The sequence below is a fragment of the Pseudonocardia sp. P-1 genome (genome assembly GCF_058111925.1).
Genome location: NZ_CM176614.1, coordinates 419,757 through 441,431, shown reverse-complemented (window position 1 = coordinate 441,431; position 21,675 = coordinate 419,757). Strand labels below are relative to the sequence as shown.

Here is a 21,675-nt window from a genome sequence, read left to right as displayed (position 1 = left end):
CCGTCGTGTGCCGGGCGCCTGTCCGGCACACCACCGCCGTCGACGACGACACCTGGTTCCTCGACGCGGGCCCGCAGGCCGCGCGCGTGGTGCTCGACGACCCGGCCGCCGCACTCGGGACGGGGTGAGCCCGCCGCGACGGGCGGGGCGGGGTGCCATCATCACCCCATGTCGTCGCCGTCCGCGCAGCCGGTGTCCCTGCCCGCCCGGCCGGTGGTCGGGGTCCTGCACCCCGGCGCGATGGGCGCCGCGCTCGGATCGGCGCTCAAGGCCCGCGCGGGCGCGGTGATCTGGGCCGACGCCGGGCGCTCGCACGCCACCGCCAAGCGCGCCGAGCTGGCCGACCTGCAGGCGGTCCCGACCGTCGCCGACCTCGCCGCCCGGGCCGACGTCATCGTGTCGATCTGCCCGCCGCACGCCGCGCGCGAGGTCGCGGGCCTGGTCGGCGCCGGGCTGGCCGGGCGCACCGACCGCCCGCTCTACGTCGAGGCCAACGCGGTGTCCCCGGACACCGTCCGCGGCATCGCGACACTGCTCGGCGACCGCGCGACCGTCTGCGACGGCGCCGTCATCGGCCCGCCCGCCTGGACGGCGGGCACCACGACGCTGTGGCTGTCCGGGCCCGGGGCGGACACCGCCGCCACCCTGTTCGAGCCGGGCCCGTTCGACGCCCGGGTGCTCGGCACCGCCGGGACCGACCTGGGCGCCGCGAGCGGGCTGAAGGCCTGCTTCGCGCTGCAGAGCAAGGCGGCACCCGTGCTGTGGCTGGCGCTCGAGGAGGCCGCCGCGGCGTTCGGCGTCACCGGGGCCCTGCACGCCGAGCTGGACCGGGCCGGGGTCGACCACGCCGCCGCGCTGGCCCGCGCCCGCGAGCGGATGGCGGGAAAGGCGTGGCGCTGGGCGGGGGAGATGGACGAGGCGGCCGACGCGTTCGCCGCCGCCGGGGTGCCCGACGGCTTCTCCCGCGCCGCCGCCGAGCTCTACCGGCGCGCCGCCGGGGCGGGCGGGTGAGCCGGGCCCGGCACCGCGACGGCGGCACCGGACCCGGCCGGTCTCACGCCGCGACGCTGCCGTGCGGGTCGATCACGAACTTGCGGGCCACGCCGCCGTCGAACTCCTGGTAGCCGCGCGGGGCGTCGTCCAGCGAGATCGTGGTCGCGTTGACCGCCTTCGCGATCTGCGCCCGGTCGGACAGGATCGCCTGCATCAGCTGCCGGTTGTACTTCTTCACCGGGCACTGGCCGGTGGTGAAGCTGTGCGACTTCGCCCAGCCCAGCCCGATCCGCACGCCGAGGGTGCCCTCCTTGGCCTTGTCGTCGGCGGCACCCGGGTCGCCGGTGACGTAGAGCCCCGGGATGCCGAGCGCGCCGCCGACCCGGGTCACCTCCATGACCGAGTTCAGCACGGTCGCGGGCGCCTCCCCGGCGTCGCGGCCGTGCCCGCGGGCCTCGAACCCGACGGCGTCGACGGCGGCGTCCACCTCGGGCTCGCCGAGCAGCTGCTCCAGCTGCTCGGCCAGGGTCCCGTCGCCGGACAGGTCGACCGTCTCGCAGCCGAAGCTGCGCGCCTGCGCGAGCCGCTCGGGGATCATGTCCCCGACGACGACCGCCGCCGCCCCCAGCAGCTGCGCGGCGTGCGCCGCGGCCAGCCCGACCGGCCCGGCGCCGGCCACGTAGACCGTCGATCCGGTGGTGACCCCGGCGGTCACCGCGCCGTGGTAGCCGGTCGGGAAGATGTCCGACAGCATCGTGAGGTCGAGGATCTTCTCCAACGCCTGGTCGCGGTCGGGGAAGCGCAGCAGGTTGAAGTCGGCGAAGGGCACCATCACGTACTCGGCCTGGCCGCCGATCCAGCCGCCCATGTCGACGTAGCCGTAGGCGGCGCCGGGACGGGCCGGGTTGACGTTCAGGCAGACGCCGGTCTTCCCCTCGTTGCACATCCGGCAACGCCCGCAGGCGATGTTGAACGGCACCGAGCAGATGTCGCCGACCTTCGCGAACAGCACGTCGTCGCCGACCTCGACGATCTCGCCCGTGATCTCGTGGCCGAGCGACTGCCCGACCGGTGCGGTGGTGCGGCCGCGGACCATGTGCTGGTCGGATCCGCAGATGTTGGTGGTGACGATCTTCAGGATCGCCGCGTGCGGAGCCTTCCGCGCGATGCCGAGCCCATCCACGACGTCGGTGGGCAGCTCCAGCTTCGGGTAGTCGATCGACTCGACGGCGACCTCGCCGGGTCCCTTGTACACGACGACGCGGTTGTCGGGCATGGTGCGCTCCCCTCCTGCGTGGACGCGCGGACCGCGGTCGCGGCCGCGCGGCGGCGTCGCGGCCACACCGATCCCGTGCCCCCACGGGTCGGGCCGCGCCGCCCGCTGCCGACCCTCCCACCCCGTGCCGACATGCGCACGCGGCGATGCGAGACGCAGCGGTCCTGTGCCGAAGGTCGGGGCCGGACCGGTCGGGTCCGGGCGGGGGCGGCCGGGACGGGTGATACTGCGCCCATGGCCAGTGACGATCTTCTCGAGCCGCCTGTCCCGGTACTGACCGCGCTGTACCACACCCCCGAGCGCGAGGCGCTGCAGAAGCAGGCCCGTGAGTTCGCCGCGACCCGGGTGCTGCCCGTCGCCGACGAGCTGGACCCGCGCAAGGGCGAGATCCCGCGCGACCTCCTCGACGAGATGGGCGAGCTGGGCTACTTCGGCATCACCGTCGACCGTGAGCACGGCGGGCTGGGCCTCGGGGCGTTCGAGTACTGCATGGTCGCCGAGGAGCTGGCCCGGGCGTGGATGAGCGTCGGGTCGATCATCGCCCGCGCGCAGGGCGCCGGTACCGCCGTCACCGACCCGGAGCGCCGTGCGGAGCTGCTGCGCCGGTCGGCCCGCGGGCAGTGGATCGGCGCGATCGCGCTGTCCGAGCCCGACGCCGGGTCCGACCTGGCCGGGGTGGAGACCCGCGCGGTCCGCGACGGCGACGAGTTCGTGATCACCGGGCACAAGCGCTGGACCGGCAACGCCAAGGCCGCCGACTTCATCCAGGTGCTGGTGCGCACCGACGACCCTGCGCCGGGGGAGAAGCGCTCCGCGGGCCTGGCGACGGTCGTCGTGGAGAAGGAGCGCGACACCTTCCCCGCCGGGATCACCGGCCGCCCGATCGACAAGATCGGCTACCACGGCTTCGTCACCTGGGACCTGGAGTTCGACGGCGTGCGGGTGCCGGTCGGCAACCAGCTCGGCGCCGGCGGCGAGGGCTTCGCCGACGCCCAGTCGTGGCTGAACATCGCCCGGGTGCACACCGCCGCGCGGGCGGTCGGGCTCGCCAGGGCCGCCGTCGAGGACTGCGTGCGCTACCTGCAGCGACGCCACCAGTTCGAGCACCCGATCGGCGACTTCCAGGCCGTCCGGTTCACCCTCGCGACGATGGCCGCCCGGGTCGAGCAGGCCCGCGCCTTCTACCAGAACGTGGCGCACCGGCTCGACCTCGGCGAGCCCTGCGAGCGGGAGGCGGCGATGGTCAAGCTGCTGGCCACCGAGATGGCCGCCGAGGTCACCGCGGACGGCATCCAGCTGCACGGCGGCAACGGCTACACCACCGAGCACCAGGTGGAACGGCACTGGCGCGACGCCCGGCTGACCACGATCTTCGAGGGGACCAGCGAGATCCAGCGCAAGATCATCTCCGACCGGCTGCTGCCGCGCAGCCCGCTCGGCTGACGGCGGCGCCGCGGCGTCAGCGGAAGGCCGCCCGCACCGCGCCGAGGGCGTCGGACTCGTCGAGCCCGAGCCGCCGGGCCAGTTCGGCCAGCTCACCGGCCTTGCGCTCCAGCTCGGCGCGTCCGCCGGTGGCCCGCTCGGTGAGCACCGCCCCGCGGCCGCGCCGCAGGTCGACCAGGCCCTCGTCGCGCAGCTGCTGGTAGCCGCGCAGCACGGTGTGCAGATTGATCCCCAGTGCGCCCGCGACCTCGCGGGCCGGGGGCAGCCGGTCCCCGGCGGTGGCCCGGCCGTCGGCGACCGCCCGGCGGACCGAGGCCGCGACCTGGTCCCCGAGCGGCACCGGCGACGACGGGTCGACCCGGATCAGCACGACGGTGCGGCACCGGCCGCGCCGTGCCCGGCGCGACGGTCGAGCTCGGCGTTGACCAGCCCGGCCGCGGTGGCCGCGTCGGGCACCGTGACGACGAACCGGCGGTCGTCGGTGAGGTCGAGCACCAGCGCCTCCCCGGCCCGCCGGGCGCGGTAGCCGAGCATGGACGGCGACCGGCGCAGGACGCCGTACTCGTTCCAGCCGAAGCGCTCCGGGTCGAGCTGTTCCGACCGCGCGCCGCGGACCTCGGCGAGCGGCGCCTCGGCCAGCGGCCGTCCGAGCAGCGCCTGCCGGACGTGCACCCCGTCGCCGTCCACGCGGACCCGGGCGACGGCGGTCAGTGCGGTCGAGACGACGGCGGCGGCGACGAGCACGACGACCAGCATCGCGCTGCCACCGGCCCACAGCTGGGCGACCGCCGCCAGGAGCAGCACGGCCGCGACGACCAGGGTGGGGCGGGACAGCACGGTGCGGGCCCACAGGTAGCGCTCACCGGGCGCGAGCGGGGTGCGCACCGCGGCGGCCGGGGCGCTGCCGGTCGCCGACGGCCGCGGGGCGTCCGGTCCGGCCAGCAGGTGTCCGATGCCGTAGGCGGCGGCGACCGCCACCAGGACGCCGGCGGTCCAGGCCCAGCCCGGGACCTGCGGAGCCAGCCGGGTGCCGGGCACCCACCACACGATGACGGCGAAGGCCCAGGCGGTGCCGACGGCGCGGCGCTCCACGTCGGGCCGCCCGGAGCGCAGCCGCAGCAGCGGCAGCCCGATCGCGAGCAGGCCCACGACGACCACCGCGAGGGTGGTCTGGAGCGTCCGGCCGGGCGGCTGGGTGGCCACCAGGGCGGCCAGGCCCGCGACGGTCAGTGCGGTGGCCGGTGCGGTGGCGAGGAGCCGGCGACGGCTCGTGCGCACGACGGGTGTGGTCATGGCGTCCCTCTCGTCGAGTGATCCGAACTTGTTCGCAATGTACTAGAACAATAGTGTCTGCACATCCCCCGGGGACCGGCTAGCGTCACGGCCATGGCGCTCGACCCCGCGTTCCGGACCGTGCTCGACACCCTCGCCGGGGCGGGGGCCCTGCCGCTGGTCCGCGACGGCGACCCGGTCGCCACCCGGGCCCACTACCGGTCGCTCGCCCTGGCCCGACGCGGACCGGGGTTCGTGCCCGAGCAGGTCGGCCGGGTCGACGACGACACCGTCCCCGGCCCGGCGGGCCCGGTGCCGGTGCGCAGCTACGTCCCCGAGGGCGACGACGGCGCGGCCGTGGTGCTCTACCTGCACGGCGGCGGCTGGGTCGTCGGGGACCTGGAGACCCACGACCCGGTGTGCCGGCGGGTGGCGAATGCGACCGGCGCGGTCGTCGTCGCGGTGGACTACCGGCTCGCGCCCGAGCACCCGCACCCCGCGCCGCTCGACGACGCCTGGGCCGCGCTGCTCGCCGTCGCAGGCCGGTTCCCGGGCCGGCGGCTCGGGCTGGCGGGCGACAGCGCCGGGGCGAGCATGGTCGCCGGGCTGGCGCTGCGCTGCCGCGACCGCGGCGGCCCGCGCCCGGCCGCCCAGCTGTTGTTCTACCCGGCGCTCGCGCCGGAGGGGGCGACTCCGTCGTACCGGGAGAACGGCGAGGGCTACTTCCTCACCGCCGCGGACATGCGCTGGTTCTGGGACAGCCTGTTGTCCGGCCCGACCCCGGCCGGACCCGAGGTCGCGCCGCTGGGGGCCGCCGCGCCCGCTGACCCGTCCGGGCTGGCGCCCGCGGTGGTCGCCACCGCCGAGTTCGACCCGCTGCGCGACGAGGGCCGCGACTGGGCCGTGGCGCTGCGCGCGGGCGGGGTGGAGGTCGTCGAGGTCGACGGACCCGGTCTCATCCACGGCTACGTCGCGTTCCTCGGCGTCGTGCCCGCGGCCGAGCGGACCGCCGGGCAGGCGCTGGCCGCGTTCACCACGCTGCTGCGCCGCTAGCCGGATCGGGTGAACCACGGTGCTCGTGACCTGCACCGACGGGGTCACGTCACACGGACGTGACACGGACGACACGGTGCGGTAGCCGTCCCGCGCCACCCTGTGGCTCCCCGGTCGCGCATCGTGACGACGACCGCACCGCGGGACGGAACGGACGACAGCGGCGCCCGCGGGTCGCCGCGGCCGCGAGGCGCGGAGGGTGGATGGCACGGTCGGAGATCGGACGCACCGGGGCCCGGTTCGGGGCGCCCCCGTCCCGGCACGCCCCCGACCCGGAGTACCCGCACGGCAGGCCGCCGGAGCCGGACCCGGAGCCCGCCGTCGTGGCGGAGGAGCCGGAGTCCGGGCCGGCGAACCTGGTCGGAGTGACCGGGGCCCGGTTCGGCGGGCACTCCGCGAAGCGCACCCGGCTGAGCCGCCGCGAGCGGGCGGCGCGCCGTGCGGCGGCCCGCGTGGAGTCGGCCGGGCACCCGGCGGGCGACACCACGGCGGGCGGCACCACGGCGGGCGGCACCACGGCGGGCGGCACCACGGCGGGCGGCACCACGGCGGGCGGCACCGCGACCGGTGACCCCGCGGCGGCGGGCACCGGTCGCGGCCCGGACGGCGACCCCGGCACGCCCGGGCCCGCCGACACCGCGCCGCTGCCCGTGGTCGCCGGCCGCCCCGCGCCGGGACCGGGTCGTCCGGCCGCGGCGGCGGGCCCCGCGTCCTCCCCGCCCGCGCCCCGGCACCCGGCGCCCCAGCTGACCGCGCCGCCGGACGCCGCGCCGCTCGAGGTCCCGGCGTTCGCCACGGTCCGGCCCTACGTCATGACCGGCGGCCGTACCCGGGTCCGCGCCGAGCTGCGGCTGGAGACGCTGGTCTCGGTGCGGCCCGCCCCCGGCCCCGTCCCGCGCGCCGACTCGGTCGAGCGCGCCGCGGTGCTGCGGCTGTGCACCCGGCCCCGGTCGGTGTCGGAGGTCGCGGCGCTCGCCGCGGTGCCGCTGGGCGTCGCCCGGGTGCTCATCGACGACCTCGCCTCCGAGGGGCGCCTGGTGGTGCACGGTGTGTCCTCGGCGGAGGACGGGCCGAGCGTCGCGCTGATGGACCGGGTGCTGGCCGGGCTGCGCCGGCTCTGACCCGCGGGTGCCCTGCGGGGCCCGGCCGCCGGGGCCAGGATGGGGACATGACCGATCCCCGTCCCGTCCGCATCGGACTGCAGCTGCAGCCCCAGCACGCCGACTACGCCGACATCCGCCGCACCGTGGCCGCCGCCGAGGAGGCCGGCGTCGACGTCGTCTTCAACTGGGACCACTTCTTCCCGCTCTACGGCGAGCCCGACGGCAAGCACTTCGAGTGCTGGACCATGCTCGGCGCCTGGGCCGAGGCGACCTCCCGGGTGGAGATCGGCGCCCTGGTGACCTGCAACAGCTACCGCAACCCCGAGCTGCTCGCCGACATGGCCCGCACCGTCGACCACATCTCCGACGGCCGGCTGATCCTGGGTATCGGCTCCGGCTGGTTCCAGCGCGACTACGACGAGTACGGCTACGAGTTCGGCACCGCGGGCGGCCGGCTGAACGACCTGGCCGCGGCCCTGCCCCGCATCCGGAGCCGCTGGTCGGTACTCAACCCGGCGCCGACCCGCGACATCCCGATCCTCATCGGCGGCGGGGGCGAGAAGAAGACCCTGCGCTACACCGCCGAGCACGCCGGCATCTGGCACGGCTTCGGCGACGTCGACACCGTCACCCGCAAGAGCGGCATCCTCGACGGGCACTGCCGCGACATCGGCCGCGACCCGGCCGAGATCGAACGCTCGGTCGGCGTCGAGGGCGCCCCGGAGGACGACGGCGCCGCCCTCCACGACGCCGGGGTGCGCCTGTTCACCGTCGGCCAGGACGGCCAGGGCGGCTACGACCTGTCCCGGCTGAAGGACTGGATCGCCTGGCGCGACGAGCGCAACGGCTGAGCTCAGAGGGCACGCAGGAACGGGTCCCGGATCAGGTCCGGGACCCGTTCCGCGACGACCGCGGGTGCGTAGTACCAGCCCTGGGCGTTGGCGCAGCCGTACTCGCGCAGCCGCGCCGCCTGCTCCCGGGTCTCCACCGCCTCGGCGGTGACCTCCAGGTCCAGCGCGGAGGCCAGCGAGATCAGCGTGCGCAGGATGACGTCGTCGCGCTCGGCGGTCCCGGCCAGGAAGTGCCCGGCCAGCTTGAGCCGGTGCACCGGTAGGTGCCGCAGGTAGGCGAGGTTGGAGTAGCCGGTCCCGAAGTCGTCGATGGCGATCTTCACGCCGAGCCGGTCGAGCTCGCGCAGCGTGGCCAGCGGCCGGCCGGGGGAGCCCATCAGGTCGGACTCGGTCAGCTCGACCTGCAGCAGCTCCGGCGGCCAGTCGTGGCGCTCCAGCGTCGCCGCGACGTCGGCGACCAGGTCCGACTCGGTCACCTGCCGGGCGGCGACGTTCACACTGATCGTCAGCGGCCTGTCCGGGTACGCGTCGGCCCAGACCCGGCCCTGCCGGCACGCCTCGTCGAGGACCCGGCGGCCCAGCGGCACGACCAGCCCGGTCTCCTCGGCGAGCGGGATGAACCGGTCCGGGCCCAGCAGCTGCCCGTCGGGCCGCTGCCAGCGCACCAGCGCCTCGACCCCGATGGTCTGCTCGTCGGTCAGGCGCACCAGGGGCTGGTAGACGACCACGAAGTCGTCGCGGCGCAGCGCCTCGGGCATCTGCGAGGACAGCTCGAAGCGGGCGACGTCGTCGCGGTGCCGGTCGCGGTCGTAGAGCACGTAGCGTCCGCGGCCGGCCCGCTTGGCCGAGTACAGGGTGGTGTCGGCGGCGGCGATCAGCTCGTCGATGCCCAGCTCGCCGTCGTGGCGCACCACCCCGACGCTCGCCGAGATCACGATGTCGCGGCCGTCGACGCGCACCGGGCGGCGCACGGTCCCCAGCGCGCGGGTCGCGACCTCCTCCAGCTCGGCCCGGTCGGCGGTGCGCGGCACCAGCACGACGAACTCGTCGCCGCCCATCCGCGCGACGAGATGCCCGCCGGGCTCCAGCGCGCCCCGGAGCCGGTCGGCCAGCACCTGCAGGAGCCGGTCCCCGGACTGGTGGCCCAGGGTGTCGTTGACGACCTTGAACCCGTCCAGGTCCAGGTAGCAGATCCCCGGGCGGGCACCGGAGGAGCCCGCGTCGATCGCGGCGCCCAGGCGTTCGAAGAACAGCGACCGGTTCGGCAGCCCGGTCAGCGGGTCGTGCGACGCCTGGTGGGCCAGGCTCTCCTGCATCAGCAACTGGTCGGTCACGTCGGACACCACCGCGACGAGCAGCTGCTCCTCACCGCCGACCCCGCCGAGCAGGGTGACCACGGCGTCGATCCACACGTCGCTGTCGTCGGCGCGCCGGACCGGGCGGACCACCCGGAGCCGGTCCAGGGAGCCGTCGAGCAGCCGTGGCCGCTCGGCCCACACCTCCGGCGCCGACTCCGGGTGCACGAAGTCGGTGACCCGCATCCTCAGCAGCTGGGCGGGCGTGTACCCGGTCATGACGGCGGCCGCCTCGTTCACCTCGACGAGCCGCCCGTCCGGCTCGAAGATCACGATCCCGACGGCCGCGGAGTCGACGACGGTCCGCAGCCGCAGGTCCGAGCGGCGGCGGGCCTCCTCGGCGACGCGGCGGGCCTCCAGCGCGGCCCGGGTGACCTGCTCGTGCTCGGCGAGGACCAGGCTGCGGGTCGCCTCGGTGAACCCGCGGGCGAACGCCGCCAGCACGGCCGCGATCCGCCGGACCCGGGCGGCGGTGTCCGCGGCCGGCTCCAGGTGCGCCCCGAGCAGCTCCATCCCGATCTCCAGGCAGCCCGGCTGGTGGATCCGCGCCCGCACCAGGTCCCCGCCGGCTGCCGCCGGGAGGGCCGGGTCGTACCGCTCCGCCAGCGCGGCCTCCCGCAGCTGCGTGGTCACCCGGTCGAGGACCGGGCGGAGCTCGGTGGCCGGCAGCACCGAGTGCCGGGCCAGCTCCGAGGCCCAGGGACCGGCGAGGTCGGCGGGGTCGGGCAGCGCTGCGGGGACGAGCGCCCGTCCGTGGTCGGCGCGAGCAGCGGCGACGTCGGCCTGCTGCATCCACCGCCCCCGTTCGCTCCGGTGGGAGGGACTTCCCTCATGATCGGTGGACACCGTAACCGATCCGACCCGCCCGGTGGGGCCGACCGGGTTACGTCCACGTCCCGCGACGGGCCGATCGGGTCAGGCCGGCGACCCGTCGGTCACCTCCGTCACCCACACGACGGCCTCACCGGCCTCGTCGGAGGCCGCGAGGTCCACCTCGGCGGTGATCGCCCAGTCCCGGTCACCCGCCGGGTCGTCGAGGACCTGGCGCACCAGCCAGCGGTCGGTCTCCTCGGTGAGGTCGAACAGCTCGGGCCCGCGCGCGTCCGGCCCGAAGCCGATCCGGTCGTGGATCGCGAAGTAGGGGGCCAGGGCGTCCCGCCAGCGGTCGGCGGTCCAGCCGGCGTCGGCGTCGAGATCGCCCAGCTCGGCGTAGCGGCCCATCGCCGCGAGCTCCACCCGGCGGAACAGCGCGTTGCGCACCATGACCCGGAACGCGCGGGCGTTGCCGGTGACCCCGGTCGGCGTGGCGACGGCGACCTCGGCCCCCGGCGGCAGCACCTCCCCGTCGGCACCCGCCCCGGCGGCGAGCTTCTCCCACTCGTCGAGCAGCGAGGAGTCGGTCTGGCGGACCAGCTCGCCCAGCCACTCCACGAGGTCGGTGAGCTCCTCGGTGCGGGCGTGCTCGGGCACGGTCTGGCGCAGCGCCCGGTAGGCGTCGGCCAGGTAGCGCAGCACCAGGCCCTCGGAGCGGGCGAGCTGGTAGTGCGAGACGTACTCGGTGAACGTCATCGCCCGCTCGCTCATGTCCCGGACCACCGACTTCGGCGACAGGACGGCGTCGGCGACCCACGGTGCGCCGCGGCGGTAGGTCTCCAGCGCGGCGTGCAGCATCTCGTCGAGGGGCTTGGGGTGGGTGACCTCCTCCAGGCGGGCCATCCGCTCCTCGTACTCGATGCCGTCGGCCTTCATCGCCGCGATCGCCTCGCCGCGGGCCTTGTTCTGCTGGGCGGCGAGGATCTGGCGGGGGTCGTCGAGGGTCGACTCGATGACCGAGAGCACGTCGAGTGCGTAGGTCGGCGACTCCCGGTCGAGGAGCTCGAACACCGCGAGCGCGAACGGCGACAGCGGCTGGTTGAGCGCGAAGTCCAGCTGCAGCTCGTCGACCACCCGCGCCCGTGGACGGGTCGCACCGTCCACGGTGTACTGCTCGACGACGCCGGAGGTGCGCAGCGCCCGGTAGATCGCGATCGCCCGCAGCATGTGCTTCAGCTGCCGCTTGCGGGGCTCGTGGTTGTCGGTGAGCAGGTGCTCCATCGCGGCGTAGGTGTCCCCGCCGCGCGAGACCACGTTGAGCAGCATCGCGTGGGTGACCTCGAAGTGGCTGGTCAGCGGCTCCGGACGCGCCTGCTGCAGCTTCTCGAACGAGGTCTCCGACCAGCCGACGAACCCCTCGGGCGGCTGCTTGCGCGCCACCTTGCGACGCTTCTTCGGGTCGTCGCCCGCCTTGGCCAGTGCCTTGGCGTTCTCGATGTCGTGCTCGGGGGCCTGCGCGACGACGGTGCCGACGGTGTCGTACCCGGCCCGCCCGGCGCGGCCGGCGATCTGGTGGAACTCGCGGGCCTTGAGCGGGCGCACGCGGCGCCCGTCGTACTTGGACAGGGCGGTGAACAGCACCGTGCGGATCGGCACGTTGATGCCGACGCCGAGGGTGTCGGTACCGCAGATGACCTTGAGCAGGCCGGCCTGGGCGAGGGTCTCCACCAGCCGGCGGTAGCGGGGGAGCATGCCGGCGTGGTGCACGCCGATCCCGTGGCGCACGAGGCGGGACAGGGTGCGGCCGAAGCCGGAGGTGAACCGGAACGCCCCGATCGTCTCGGCGATCGCGGCCTTGTCCTCCTTGGAGGTGACGTTGACGCTCATCAGCGCCTGCGCCCGTTCGACGGCGGCCTGCTGGGTGAAGTGCACGACGTAGACCGGCGCCTCACGCGTCGACAGCAGCTCGGTGATCGTCTCGTGCAGCGGCTCGACGACGTAGCGGAAGTGCAGCGGCACCGGCCGCTCCACGGAGGTGATCTCCGCGGTCTCCCGCCCGGTGCGCCGGGTCAGGTCCTCCGCGAAGAACGACGTGTCGCCCAGCGTGGCGCTCATCAGCAGGAACTGTGCCTGCGGCAGTTCGACGATCGGCACCTGCCAGGCCCAGCCGCGCGACGGGTCGGCGTAGAAGTGGAACTCGTCCATGATCACCGAGCCGACGTCGGTCCCGGGGCCCTCGCGCAGGGCGAGGTTCGCCAGGATCTCCGCGGTGCAGCAGATGATCGGCGCCTTCTCGTTCACCGCGGCGTCGCCGGTGAGCATGCCGACCTTGTCCGCGCCGAACACCTCGCACAGCGCGAAGAACTTCTCGCTGACCAGCGCCTTGATCGGCGCGGTGTAGAAGCTGCGCTCACCGCGGGCCAGCGCCGCGGCGTGCGCGCCGATCGCGACCAGCGACTTCCCCGAGCCCGTCGGCGTCGAGAGGATCACGTTGGCGCCGGTGACCAGCTCCAGCAGCGCCTCCTCCTGCGCCGGGTACAGCGACAGACCGCGCTCGTCGAACGCCCACTCGGCGAAGGTGTCCACCAGCGCGGCGGGATCCGGGGGGTTCGCGGGGTCGGAGGAGCGCGGCAGCCGGTCGGTGAGCGTCATGATGGGACCGATCGTCGCAGACACCCCCGACACCGGGCGCCGCAGCGCCGAGGTGGCGCCCGCACTCGCCCGTGCGGGGGATAGCGTGGATGCCGTGGTGGGGGTCGGTGCGACGCACGGCGCCGGGCAGGCGCGCGCCGGCGCGGGTCCTGCTGCGCCCATGCCCGACCTCGTCCCGCCGATGCTGCCCGCCGCGGGGGAGCTGACCGACGCGGGCGACCCGGACCGCTGGGCGGTCGAGTTCGCCTGGGAGGGCCACCGCTGTGTGGCCTACGCCCGGCCCGGCCGCGTCCGGCTGCTGTCCTCCACCGCACGCAGCGTGACCGGGTCCTTCCCCGAGCTCGCCGTGCTCGGCGACCAGGCCCCGCCGGGCGGCATGGTGCTCGACGGCACCGTGGTCGCCCTCGACGAGGCGGGCCGCCCGTCGCGCGGCCCGCTGCTGCGCCGCACCGCGACGGTGTCCCCGGACGCGGCCCTGCGGACCGAGGTGCCGGTCGGCTACGTGGTCACCGACCTGCTGTTCTGCGACGGCCGCCGCACCCTCGAGCTGCCCTACCGGCGGCGCCGCGCGGAGCTGGAGGCGCTCGACCTGGCCGGGCCGAAGATCCTGGTCCCGCCCTCGTTCGGGCTCGACGAGGCCGACCTCGTGGTCCGGACCGCGGAGCGCTACGGCCTCGACGGGCTGCACCTCAAGCGGCTCGACCTGCCCTACCAGCCCGGGCGGCGCACCCGGAACTGGCTGCGGGTGCCGCTGCGCCGCCACCGGCAGGTGCTCGTCGCGGGCTGGGTGCCCGCCGGGGGCCCCGGCGGGGGCCGGGAGCGGATCGGTGCCGTGCTGCTGGCGCTGCCCGAGCCCGACGGGCTCCGCTACGTGGGCCGCGTCGGGATCGGCGCCGCCGACGTCGACGCCCGCACCGTGCTGCGCGTCCCCGCCACCGGGAGCCCGCCGCTCGGGGTGCCCGACGGGATCGGTGTCGACGCCCGCTGGCTGGCCCCCGGCCTGGTCGCGGCGGTCGAGCACCGGGGCCGGACGGCCGCCGGACGGCTCACCCTGCCGTCCTGGCGCGGTCTGGTGGCGCCCGCCGAGCACGACGACGACCTGGCCGGCGCGATCGACGCGGCACGCCGGGCGGCGTCGGCGGCCCGCCCGACCGTCGCGCTGCGCCGCCCGGGCCGCGGGACCGGGCTGGCACCCGGGCACGGCCCGGAGACCGTCGTCCTGCCCCGCGCCGGTGGCGCGGCCGCACCGGGCACCCGGCCCGCGTCCGAGGACGGGGACGCCCCGCCGGGCACCCGAGCCCCGGGCCCCGCCGGCCGCGCCGGCACCGCGGACCCCGACCGGCCCGCCGGTGACACGCCACCGGACGAGGGCCGCCCGGCCCGGCCCGGCGCGCATCGCGCCCCGGCCCCCGACGAGACCGTCCGCATCCGGGTCCGCGACGCCGTCCCGCCCGTCCCCGTGGACCCCGTGCCGCCGGCCGCCGCCCCGGACGGCCCCTGGCACGGGCCGCTGTCGCGGCGGCTGGAGCAGCACTTCGTCTACAACACCCTCAACACCATCGCCTCGCTGGTGCGCACCGACCCGCCACGGGCCCGGGAGCTGCTGCTCGGCTTCGCCGACCTGTCCCGGGCCGCGGACCGGGCCGGGGAGCCCTCGATCCGGCTCGACGAGGAGCTCGCCGCCGTGCGGGCGTACCTGCAGATCGAACGGACCCGATTCGGCGCCCGGCTGACCACCGAGCTCGACGACCCGTCCGGGGCCGGTGTCGACCCGTCGTCGGCGGTGCCGCCGCTGTCGGTGCTCGCCGCGGTCCGCCGCGGGGTGCAGGAGGAGATCGAGCCGCACAGCGCGGGCGGCGCGGTCCACGTGCGGCTGGACCCGGACGCCCCCGACGGGCCCACGGCCCGGGTGGAGGTCCATCCGGCGGACCCGGCGGAGCGGTCCGCCCGCGTCCCGCTCGTCCTGTTGGTCCTGCCGCTGGGCGTGCCCGTCGTGTGACACCCGTCGGCGGGGGAGTGGCGTGCACCGCCCGGGGCGACGGACCTTCATCGATCCGGATAGCGTGCGCGCCATGCTGGGGCTGCCCGAGGGCACACGCGCGTGCCTGTTCGACCTGGACGGCGTACTCACCGACACCGCGAGCGTCCACGCCGCGGCGTGGAAGCAGATGTTCGACGAGTACCTCCGTTCCCGCGACGGTGACGGGTACACCCCGTTCGACGTCAACGCCGACTACGGTCCGTACGTGGACGGGAAGCCCCGTCTCGAGGGGACCCGCAGCTTCCTCGCCTCGCGCGGGATCGAGCTGCCCGAGGGGTCCCCGGACGACTCCGCGGACACCGGGACCCTGTGGGGCCTGTCGACCCGCAAGAACGACCTCGTGCAGGAGCGGATCCGCACCGACGGCGTCGAGGTCTACCCGGGGTCGCGCCGTTACCTGGAGGCGGTGAAGGACGCCGGGCTCACCACCGCCGTCGTGTCCTCCAGCGCGAACGCGGAGCAGATCCTCCGGGTCACCGGGCTGGAGACCTTCATCGACCACCGCGTCGACGGCGTCACCGCCCGCGAGCGCGGCCTGCCCGGCAAGCCCGCTCCCGACACCTTCCTCGCCGCCGCGGCCGACCTCGGGGTGGACCGGTCCGCCGCGGTCGTGTTCGAGGACGCGCTGGCCGGCGTGCAGGCCGGCCACGCGGGGGACTTCGGCGCCGTCGTCGGCGTCGACCGTCTCGACCAGGCGGACGCGCTGCGTGAGCACGGCGCGGACGTCGTCGTCACCGATCTCGCCGACCTGCTGGAGCGTTCGTGAAGCCCGACCACCTGCCCACCTTCACCGTCGAGCCGTGGGTGGTCCGCGAACCGCGTCTCGACCTGGACGCGATGGGCCAGACCGAGTCGGTCTTCGCGCTGTCCAACGGCCACATCGGGCTGCGCGGCAACCTCGACGAGGGTGAGCCGCACGTCCTGCCCGGCACCTACCTGAACTCCTTCTACGAGGTGCGTCCGCTGCCGTACGCCGAGGGCGGCTACGGCTACCCCGAGTCCGGGCAGACGATCATCAACACGACCAACGGCAAGCTGATCCGGCTGCTGGTCGACGACGAGCCGTTCGACCTGCGCTACGGCACCCTGCACCGGCACGAGCGGGTGCTGGACATGCAGGCCGGCACGCTGCACCGCGAGGTCGAGTGGGAGTCCCCGGCCGGGCGCCGGGTCCGGGTCCGCTCCACCCGCATGGTGTCGCTGACCCAGCGCGCGGTCGCCGCGATCTCCTACGAGGTGGAGCTGGTCAGCAACGGCAACGAGGGCAGCGGCGCGGCCGGGGACGGCGCGCTGCTGGTGCTGCAGTCCGAGCTCGTCGCCAACGAGCAGCTGCCCGGCCGCGACGCCGACGACCCGCGCCTGGACACCGCGCTGGACAACGTGCTGGAGCCCGAGCAGTCCCGCGCCGGCGACGCCGGGGCCACCCTGGTGCACCGCACCCGCAAGTCGGAGCTGCGCTGCGGCGCGGCGATGGAGCACGAGGTGTTCGGCCCGGACGGCGTCCAGGTGTCCACCGACGCCAACGAGGACCTCGCCCGCACCACCGTCATCGCCCGGGTCAAGCCCGGCCAGTCGCTGCGCGTGGTCAAGTACCTCGCCTACGGCTGGTCCTCGCGGCGCAGCCTGCCCGCCGTCTACGACCAGGTGCGCGCCGCCATCGCCGCCGCCCGCTACACCGGCTGGGACGGCCTGGTCGCCGAGCAGCGCGACTACCTCGACGACTTCTGGGCCACCGCCGACGTCGAGATCGACGGCGACGCCGAGCTGCAGCAGGCCGTGCGGCTGGCGACCTTCCACATCCTGCAGGCCGGCGCCCGCGCCGAGCGCCGCTGCATCCCGGCCAAGGGGCTGACCGCCGACGGCTACGACGGCCACACCTTCTGGGACACCGAGACGTTCTGCCTGCAGGTGCTGTCCTTCGTCGCCCCGGAGGCCGCCGCGGACGCGCTGCGCTGGCGCAAGTCGATCCTGCCGCTGGCCTTCGAGCGCGCCGAGACACTCGGCCTGAAGGGTGCCGCGTTCCCGTGGCGCACCATCCGCGGCCACGAGTGCTCCGGCTACTGGCCGGCGGGCACCGCGGCGTTCCACATCAACGCCGACATCGCCGACGCGGTGAAGCGGCACGTGCACGCCACCGGCGACACCAAGTTCGAGCTGGAGGTCGGGCTGGAGCTGCTGGTCGCGACCGCGCGGCTGTGGCGCTCGCTGGGCAGCCACGACTCGGCGGGCAACTTCCGCATCGACGGCGTCACCGGCCCCGACGAGTACTCCTCGATCGCGGACAACAACGTCTACACCAACCTGATGGCCCAGCAGAACCTGCGCTACGCCGCCGAGGTCGCCGCGAAGCACCCGCGCTCGGCGTCACGGCTCGGGGTGGACTCCGAGGAGATCGCGTCCTGGCGCGACGCCGCCGGCGCCATGTTCATCCCGTTCGACGAGCGCCTCGGCGTGCACCCGCAGTCCGAGGGCTTCACCGACCACCAGCGGTGGAACTTCGAGGAGACCCCGGCCGAGCGGTACCCGCTGCTGCTGAACTACCCCTACTTCGACCTGTACCGCAAGCAGGTCATCAAGCAGGCCGACCTCGTGCTGGCGATGCAGATCTTCCCGGAGGCGTTCACCGAGGAGCAGAAGCGCCGCAACTTCGCCTACTACGAGGCGATCACGGTGCGGGACTCGTCGCTGTCGGCGTGCACCCAGTCGGTGATGGCCGCCCGTACCGGGCACCTGGAGCTGGCCCACCAGTACCTCGCCGAGGCCGCCCTGGTGGACCTGCAGGACCTGGCGGGCAACACCGACCACGGCATGCACATCGCGTCGATGGCCGGGACCTGGACCGCGGTCGTGCTGGGCTTCGGCGGGATGCGCTGCGAGGCCGACGGGCTGTCGTTCGCACCGGTGCTCCCGGCGTCGCTGTCGCGGATCTCGTTCGGCCTGAAGTGGCAGGGACGCCGGATCCGGGTCTCGATCACCCCCGAGGAGACCGAGTACCGGCTCACCGACGGCGCCCCGATGCGGCTGCGCCACCACGGCGAGCCCATCGCGCTCGACGACGAGGGCCCGGCCACCGCTCCGACCCCCACCCCGGAGTGGGTGGAGCCGGTGGAACAGCCCCACGGACGGGCCCCGCGGGTCCGCGGCTGACCGCGCCGGGCCGGACCGTGCAGGACGGCGGGGGACGGCGCATCCCGCCGCCGTCCCCGCAGCGGTCCGATGCCCGGTCCGTCGTTCACCGGATGGTCGTGCACCACTGGTAGCCTGGTCAGTCGCTCCGTCGGCGACAGGCTCGTCCTGCCACCGCGCGGACGTGTCGTGTACGTCCCCCCGGTGGAGGATCCCCGCGCCGTGCCCGAACCCACTTCCGCTGCCGGCTCCCCGGCTGCCGCGGCCGACCCCGCCGCGCCGGTCGACCCGGAGCTGGCCCACGAACAGTCCTACGTGGCCATGCTCTACGAACAGCTCGAGGACCGCCGTCGCGACACCGCACGCCGGCTGGCCGACACGCTGCGCGAGGAGACCGTCGGCACCCCGCAGGCCATCACCCAGCGCGACGCCGCCGCGGAGATGCTCACCGACCGGCTCGCCGGTCTGCGTGCCGCCGAGCACGGGCTGGCCTTCGGCCGGCTCGACGCCGACGACGGCGAGATCCGCTACGTCGGCCGCATCGGCCTGCTCGACGAGGACAACGAGTACGAGCCCCTGCTGATGGACTGGCGGGCACCCGCCGCCCGGCCGTTCTACACCGCCACCGCCGCGAACCCCGAGGGGATGCGGCGGCGCAGGCACCTGCGGACCCGGCTGCGGCAGGTCGTCGCGGTCGACGACGAGCCGCTCAACCTGGCCGAGATGACCGAGGCGGAGCGGGCCCGCTCGGGTTCGGGGCTCACCAGCGAGGCCGCGCTGCTGGCGGCGGTGTCCTCGGCCCGTACCGGGCGGATGGGCGACATCGTCGCCACCATCCAGGGCGAGCAGGACCGGATCATCCGGTCGAAGCCGTCCGGGGTGCTGGTCGTGCAGGGCGGGCCCGGCACCGGGAAGACGGCGGTGGCGCTGCACCGCGCGGCCTACCTGCTCTACACCCACCGTGACCGGCTCGCCCGGCGCGGCGTGCTCGTCGTCGGGCCGAACCCGACGTTCCTGCGCTACATCGGCCAGGTCCTGCCCTCGCTGGGGGAGACCAGCGTCGTGCTCGGCACCGTCGCCCAGCTGTTCCCCGGCCTGGACGCGCGACGCACCGAGACCCCGGCGACGGCCGAGCTGAAGGGCCGCGCCGACATGGCGCCGGTGATCGCCGCGGCGGTGCGCGACCGGCAGCAGCTGCCGCGGACCCCGGTCGAGCTCGTCGTGGAGCAGCAGCGGGTCGTCCTCGACCGGGACACGGTCGCCCAGGCCCGCACCCGGGCCCGGCGCTCCCGCAAGCCGCACAACGAGGCCCGTCGCATCTTCCGCAAGGAGCTGCTGCGGCTGCTCGCCCAGCAGGTCGCCCGTCGCGTCGGCGGCGGCGAGTCCGGCCTGCTGGACCGGCGCGACGTCGACGACATCCGCGACGAGCTCGCCGAGTCCGCCGAGGTCGCGACGCAGCTCGAGGAGCTCTGGCCGACGCTGTCGCCCGAGCAGCTGCTCACCGACCTGTTCGCCGATCGTCGCCGGCTCAACTCGGTGGCCCGGCGGATCCCGGCGCCCGAGCGGGCCCTGCTGGAGCGCGCGGCGCCCGACGCCGACGTGCCCCCGGACCTGCGCTGGACCCCGGCCGACGTCGCCCTGCTCGACGAGGCCGCCGAACTGCTCGGAGACGACGGCGCCGCCCAGGCCGCCGCAGAGGCCGCGGCGCTGCGCGAGGAGGTCGAGTACGCCCAGGGCGTGCTCGACGTGCTCGACCTGGAGGAGGACCTCGACCCCGAGCTGCTGCGCGCCACCGACATCATCGACGCCGACAGGCTCGCCGAGCGCATGCAGGTCTCCCGCTACGACTCCACCGCCGAGCGGGCGGCCGCGGACCGTGAGTGGACCTACGGCCACATCATCGTCGACGAGGCGCAGGAGCTGTCGGCGATGGCCTGGCGGATGGTCATGCGTCGCGCCCCCGCCCGGTCGATGACCCTCGTCGGGGACATCGCCCAGACCGGTGACCGCGGCGGCGCGGGCTCGTGGGACGAGGTCCTGTCACCGTTCGTGGCACGCCGCTGGCGCCTGGAGCAGCTGACGGTGAACTACCGGACGCCCTCGGAGATCGCCGACGTCGCCGATGACGTGCTGGCCGAGATCGACGCCTCGCTGCGGCCGCCGTCGTCGGTGCGCTCGACCGGGGTGCCGCCGTGGGCGGCGGTGCTGCCCGCCGGGGCCGACGGCGACCGGGTCCTGGCCGAGCGCGTGCGCGCCGAGCGCGACGCCGTCGGGGACGGGCGCACCGTCGTCCTCACGCCGCAGGGCCGCCTGGACCGGGTCCGCGCCGTCCTCGACGCCGCCGGGCTCACCACCCCCGAGCCCGCCGAGGGCGAGTCCGAGCTGGACGCGCCGGTCGTCGTGCTGCCGGTCGCGGCGTCGAAGGGCCTGGAGTTCGACGCCGTCGTCGTGGTGGAGCCGCAGGAGATGCTCGACGAGTCCCCGCGCGGGCTCAACGACCTCTACGTCGCGATCACCCGGGCCACCCAGCGGCTCGGGGTGCTCCACTCCGGGGACCTGCCCCCGGTGCTCAAGCGGATCGGGCGCGCCTAGCGCACCCAGCGGTCGAACCAGGACAGCAGGGCCGCGCGCTGCAGCTCGGTGCCCGGGGTGACGGTGCCGAGCCCGTCCCCGGCGCCGTGCTCGAGCCCGGGAAGCTGCAGGTAGCGGGTCGGGATGCCGAGCTCGTCGGTCGCGGCGGCGAAACGGGCCACCGGCGCCGCCGGGACGAGGTGGTCCGCCGAGCCCTGCACGACCAGCGTCGGCGGCGAGTCGGGCCGGGCGTGGGTGATCGAGTCGGTGAACGCGTAGCGCTGCGGGAACTGCTCCGGCGACCCGCCGATGTAGGCCGCCCCGACCTGGCGCCCGATCGCGGAGAACGGCTCGGTGGCGGTCAGGTCGACCGCCGGGTACATCCCGGCGACCGCCCGCACCCGGGGCAGCGCGGCGAGGTCACCGCACGTCGGGGCCAGGGCCCCCGCGCGGTCGAGGTAGGCGGCGTCGACCGCGAGGTTGCCGCCTGCCGACTCGCCGAAGATCCCGACCCGCGAGGTGTCCAGCCCGAGCCCCGGGCCGGCGGTGCCGACCCAGGTGAGCGCGCAGCCGACGTCGCCGACCTGGGTGTCCCAGTCGTGCAGCTCTTCGGTCGCGAGCCGGTAGTCGACGTCGACGACGGCGTACCCGTTGTCGGCGAGGAACCGGTTGTACGGCGACGGGCCCCGCGAGCCCTGCACGAAGCCGCCGCCGTGCACCCGCACCAACACCGGCGCCGGGCCGCCGCCGGGCCGGGGCAGGTAGAGGTCCGCGAGCAGGGGGGTCCCGCCCGGAGCACCGAACTCGACGGTGCGGTCAGGCCCGGGCGCGGCGACCGGGACGGGCGAGACCGGCAGGAACGGGTGCAGCCCGCCGCCGTCGCGGGCGACGGTCACCACGAGCGCCGTGTACGTTCCCGTGGCCATCAGCGTGGCGGCCACCGTGAGGCCGATCAGCACCGAGCCGGCCCGACGGCGCCGCCACAGCGCCCGCACCCCGACGGCGGCCGCCACCCCGACCAGGGCCAGGACGACGTTCCACACGCCGAGGCCGTCGCGCAGCGAGCCCAGCACGAGCAGCAGCCCCTGCGACGTCACGTCCTGCAGCAGCGGCACCCACCAGCCGA

Annotated in this window: 16 protein-coding genes; 10 read left to right on the top strand and 6 right to left on the bottom strand. The window is 75.4% G+C overall.

Translation table 11 applies throughout. The annotated features are described in order from the left end of the window. Positions 1-5 precede the first annotated feature (5 nt). Both AC0GKK_RS02095 and AC0GKK_RS02090 read left to right on the top strand, forming a co-directional pair. Positions 6-128 carry a hypothetical protein gene (locus AC0GKK_RS02095; protein WP_489883007.1) on the top strand — a complete coding sequence of 41 codons (123 nt, stop codon included), beginning with the start codon at positions 6-8 and terminating at the stop codon, positions 126-128. 40 nt (positions 129-168) lie between these two features. Beyond that, positions 169-1,011: an NAD(P)-dependent oxidoreductase gene (locus AC0GKK_RS02090; RefSeq protein WP_251782660.1), complete on the top strand. Its 843-nt coding sequence runs from the start codon at positions 169-171 to the stop codon at positions 1,009-1,011. 43 nt (positions 1,012-1,054) lie between these two features. Here AC0GKK_RS02090 and fdhA read toward each other — a convergent pair whose 3' ends face one another. Continuing rightward, a complete protein-coding gene (fdhA, locus tag AC0GKK_RS02085; RefSeq protein WP_482637474.1) occupies positions 1,055-2,269 on the bottom strand; it encodes a formaldehyde dehydrogenase, glutathione-independent in 1,215 nt (404 codons plus the stop codon). Positions 2,270-2,503: 234 nt separating this feature from the next. Between fdhA and AC0GKK_RS02080 the strand changes: the two genes are divergently transcribed. After that, positions 2,504-3,712 carry an acyl-CoA dehydrogenase family protein gene (locus AC0GKK_RS02080; RefSeq protein WP_489883006.1) on the top strand — a complete coding sequence of 403 codons (1,209 nt, stop codon included), beginning with the start codon at positions 2,504-2,506 and terminating at the stop codon, positions 3,710-3,712. 16 nt (positions 3,713-3,728) lie between these two features. Here AC0GKK_RS02080 and AC0GKK_RS02075 read toward each other — a convergent pair whose 3' ends face one another. Beyond that, positions 3,729-4,082 carry a GntR family transcriptional regulator gene (locus tag AC0GKK_RS02075; RefSeq protein ID WP_251782654.1) on the bottom strand — a complete coding sequence of 118 codons (354 nt, stop codon included), beginning with the start codon at positions 4,080-4,082 and terminating at the stop codon, positions 3,729-3,731. Further along, the gene (locus AC0GKK_RS02070) at positions 4,076-5,005 is read right to left on the bottom strand and encodes a hypothetical protein (protein WP_489883005.1); all 930 of its coding nucleotides are present in this window, start codon (positions 5,003-5,005) and stop codon (positions 4,076-4,078) included. Before AC0GKK_RS02070 ends, AC0GKK_RS02075 begins: the two co-directional genes overlap by 7 nt. 93 nt (positions 5,006-5,098) lie before the next feature. Between AC0GKK_RS02070 and AC0GKK_RS02065 the strand changes: the two genes are divergently transcribed. The 3 genes from AC0GKK_RS02065 (at position 5,099) to AC0GKK_RS02055 (ending at position 7,991) form a co-directional block, all read left to right on the top strand. Further along, a complete protein-coding gene (locus AC0GKK_RS02065) occupies positions 5,099-6,037 on the top strand; it encodes an alpha/beta hydrolase (RefSeq protein WP_482637475.1) in 939 nt (312 codons plus the stop codon). Between the two features lie 203 nt (positions 6,038-6,240). After that, on the top strand, positions 6,241-7,158 hold the full coding sequence (locus tag AC0GKK_RS02060) for a DUF742 domain-containing protein (RefSeq protein ID WP_489883004.1): 918 nt from the start codon (positions 6,241-6,243) through the stop codon (positions 7,156-7,158). A gap of 47 nt (positions 7,159-7,205) precedes the next feature. Further along, the gene (locus AC0GKK_RS02055; RefSeq protein WP_482637477.1) at positions 7,206-7,991 is read left to right on the top strand and encodes an LLM class F420-dependent oxidoreductase; all 786 of its coding nucleotides are present in this window, start codon (positions 7,206-7,208) and stop codon (positions 7,989-7,991) included. 2 nt (positions 7,992-7,993) lie between these two features. Here AC0GKK_RS02055 and AC0GKK_RS02050 read toward each other — a convergent pair whose 3' ends face one another. Both AC0GKK_RS02050 and AC0GKK_RS02045 read right to left on the bottom strand, forming a co-directional pair. Continuing rightward, the gene (locus AC0GKK_RS02050) at positions 7,994-10,138 is read right to left on the bottom strand and encodes a putative bifunctional diguanylate cyclase/phosphodiesterase (protein WP_489883003.1); all 2,145 of its coding nucleotides are present in this window, start codon (positions 10,136-10,138) and stop codon (positions 7,994-7,996) included. Positions 10,139-10,261: 123 nt separating this feature from the next. Then, entirely contained in the window at positions 10,262-12,811 is a 2,550-nt protein-coding gene (locus AC0GKK_RS02045; RefSeq protein ID WP_489883002.1) for a DEAD/DEAH box helicase, read from the bottom strand. Between AC0GKK_RS02045 and AC0GKK_RS02040 the strand changes: the two genes are divergently transcribed. The 4 genes from AC0GKK_RS02040 (at position 12,810) to AC0GKK_RS02025 (ending at position 20,570) form a co-directional block, all read left to right on the top strand. Continuing rightward, the gene (locus AC0GKK_RS02040) at positions 12,810-14,810 is read left to right on the top strand and encodes a histidine kinase (protein WP_489883001.1); all 2,001 of its coding nucleotides are present in this window, start codon (positions 12,810-12,812) and stop codon (positions 14,808-14,810) included. The two genes, AC0GKK_RS02045 and AC0GKK_RS02040, sit on opposite strands and share 2 nt — an antisense overlap. A 73-nt stretch (positions 14,811-14,883) precedes the next feature. Next, positions 14,884-15,618 (top strand): beta-phosphoglucomutase family hydrolase, encoded by a 735-nt coding sequence (locus AC0GKK_RS02035; protein WP_062394933.1) that lies wholly within the window; start codon positions 14,884-14,886, stop codon positions 15,616-15,618. After that, positions 15,615-17,999 (top strand): glycoside hydrolase family 65 protein, encoded by a 2,385-nt coding sequence (locus AC0GKK_RS02030; protein WP_178373824.1) that lies wholly within the window; start codon positions 15,615-15,617, stop codon positions 17,997-17,999. Before AC0GKK_RS02035 ends, AC0GKK_RS02030 begins: the two co-directional genes overlap by 4 nt. Positions 18,000-18,299: 300 nt before the next feature. Beyond that, positions 18,300-20,570: a HelD family protein gene (locus AC0GKK_RS02025; protein ID WP_357545728.1), complete on the top strand. Its 2,271-nt coding sequence runs from the start codon at positions 18,300-18,302 to the stop codon at positions 20,568-20,570. Here AC0GKK_RS02025 and AC0GKK_RS02020 read toward each other — a convergent pair. After that, positions 20,567-21,664, bottom strand: coding sequence for an alpha/beta hydrolase fold domain-containing protein (locus AC0GKK_RS02020; protein WP_482637481.1), 1,098 nt, complete (start codon positions 21,662-21,664; stop codon positions 20,567-20,569). The two genes, AC0GKK_RS02025 and AC0GKK_RS02020, sit on opposite strands and share 4 nt — an antisense overlap. Positions 21,665-21,675: the final 11 nt, after the last annotated feature.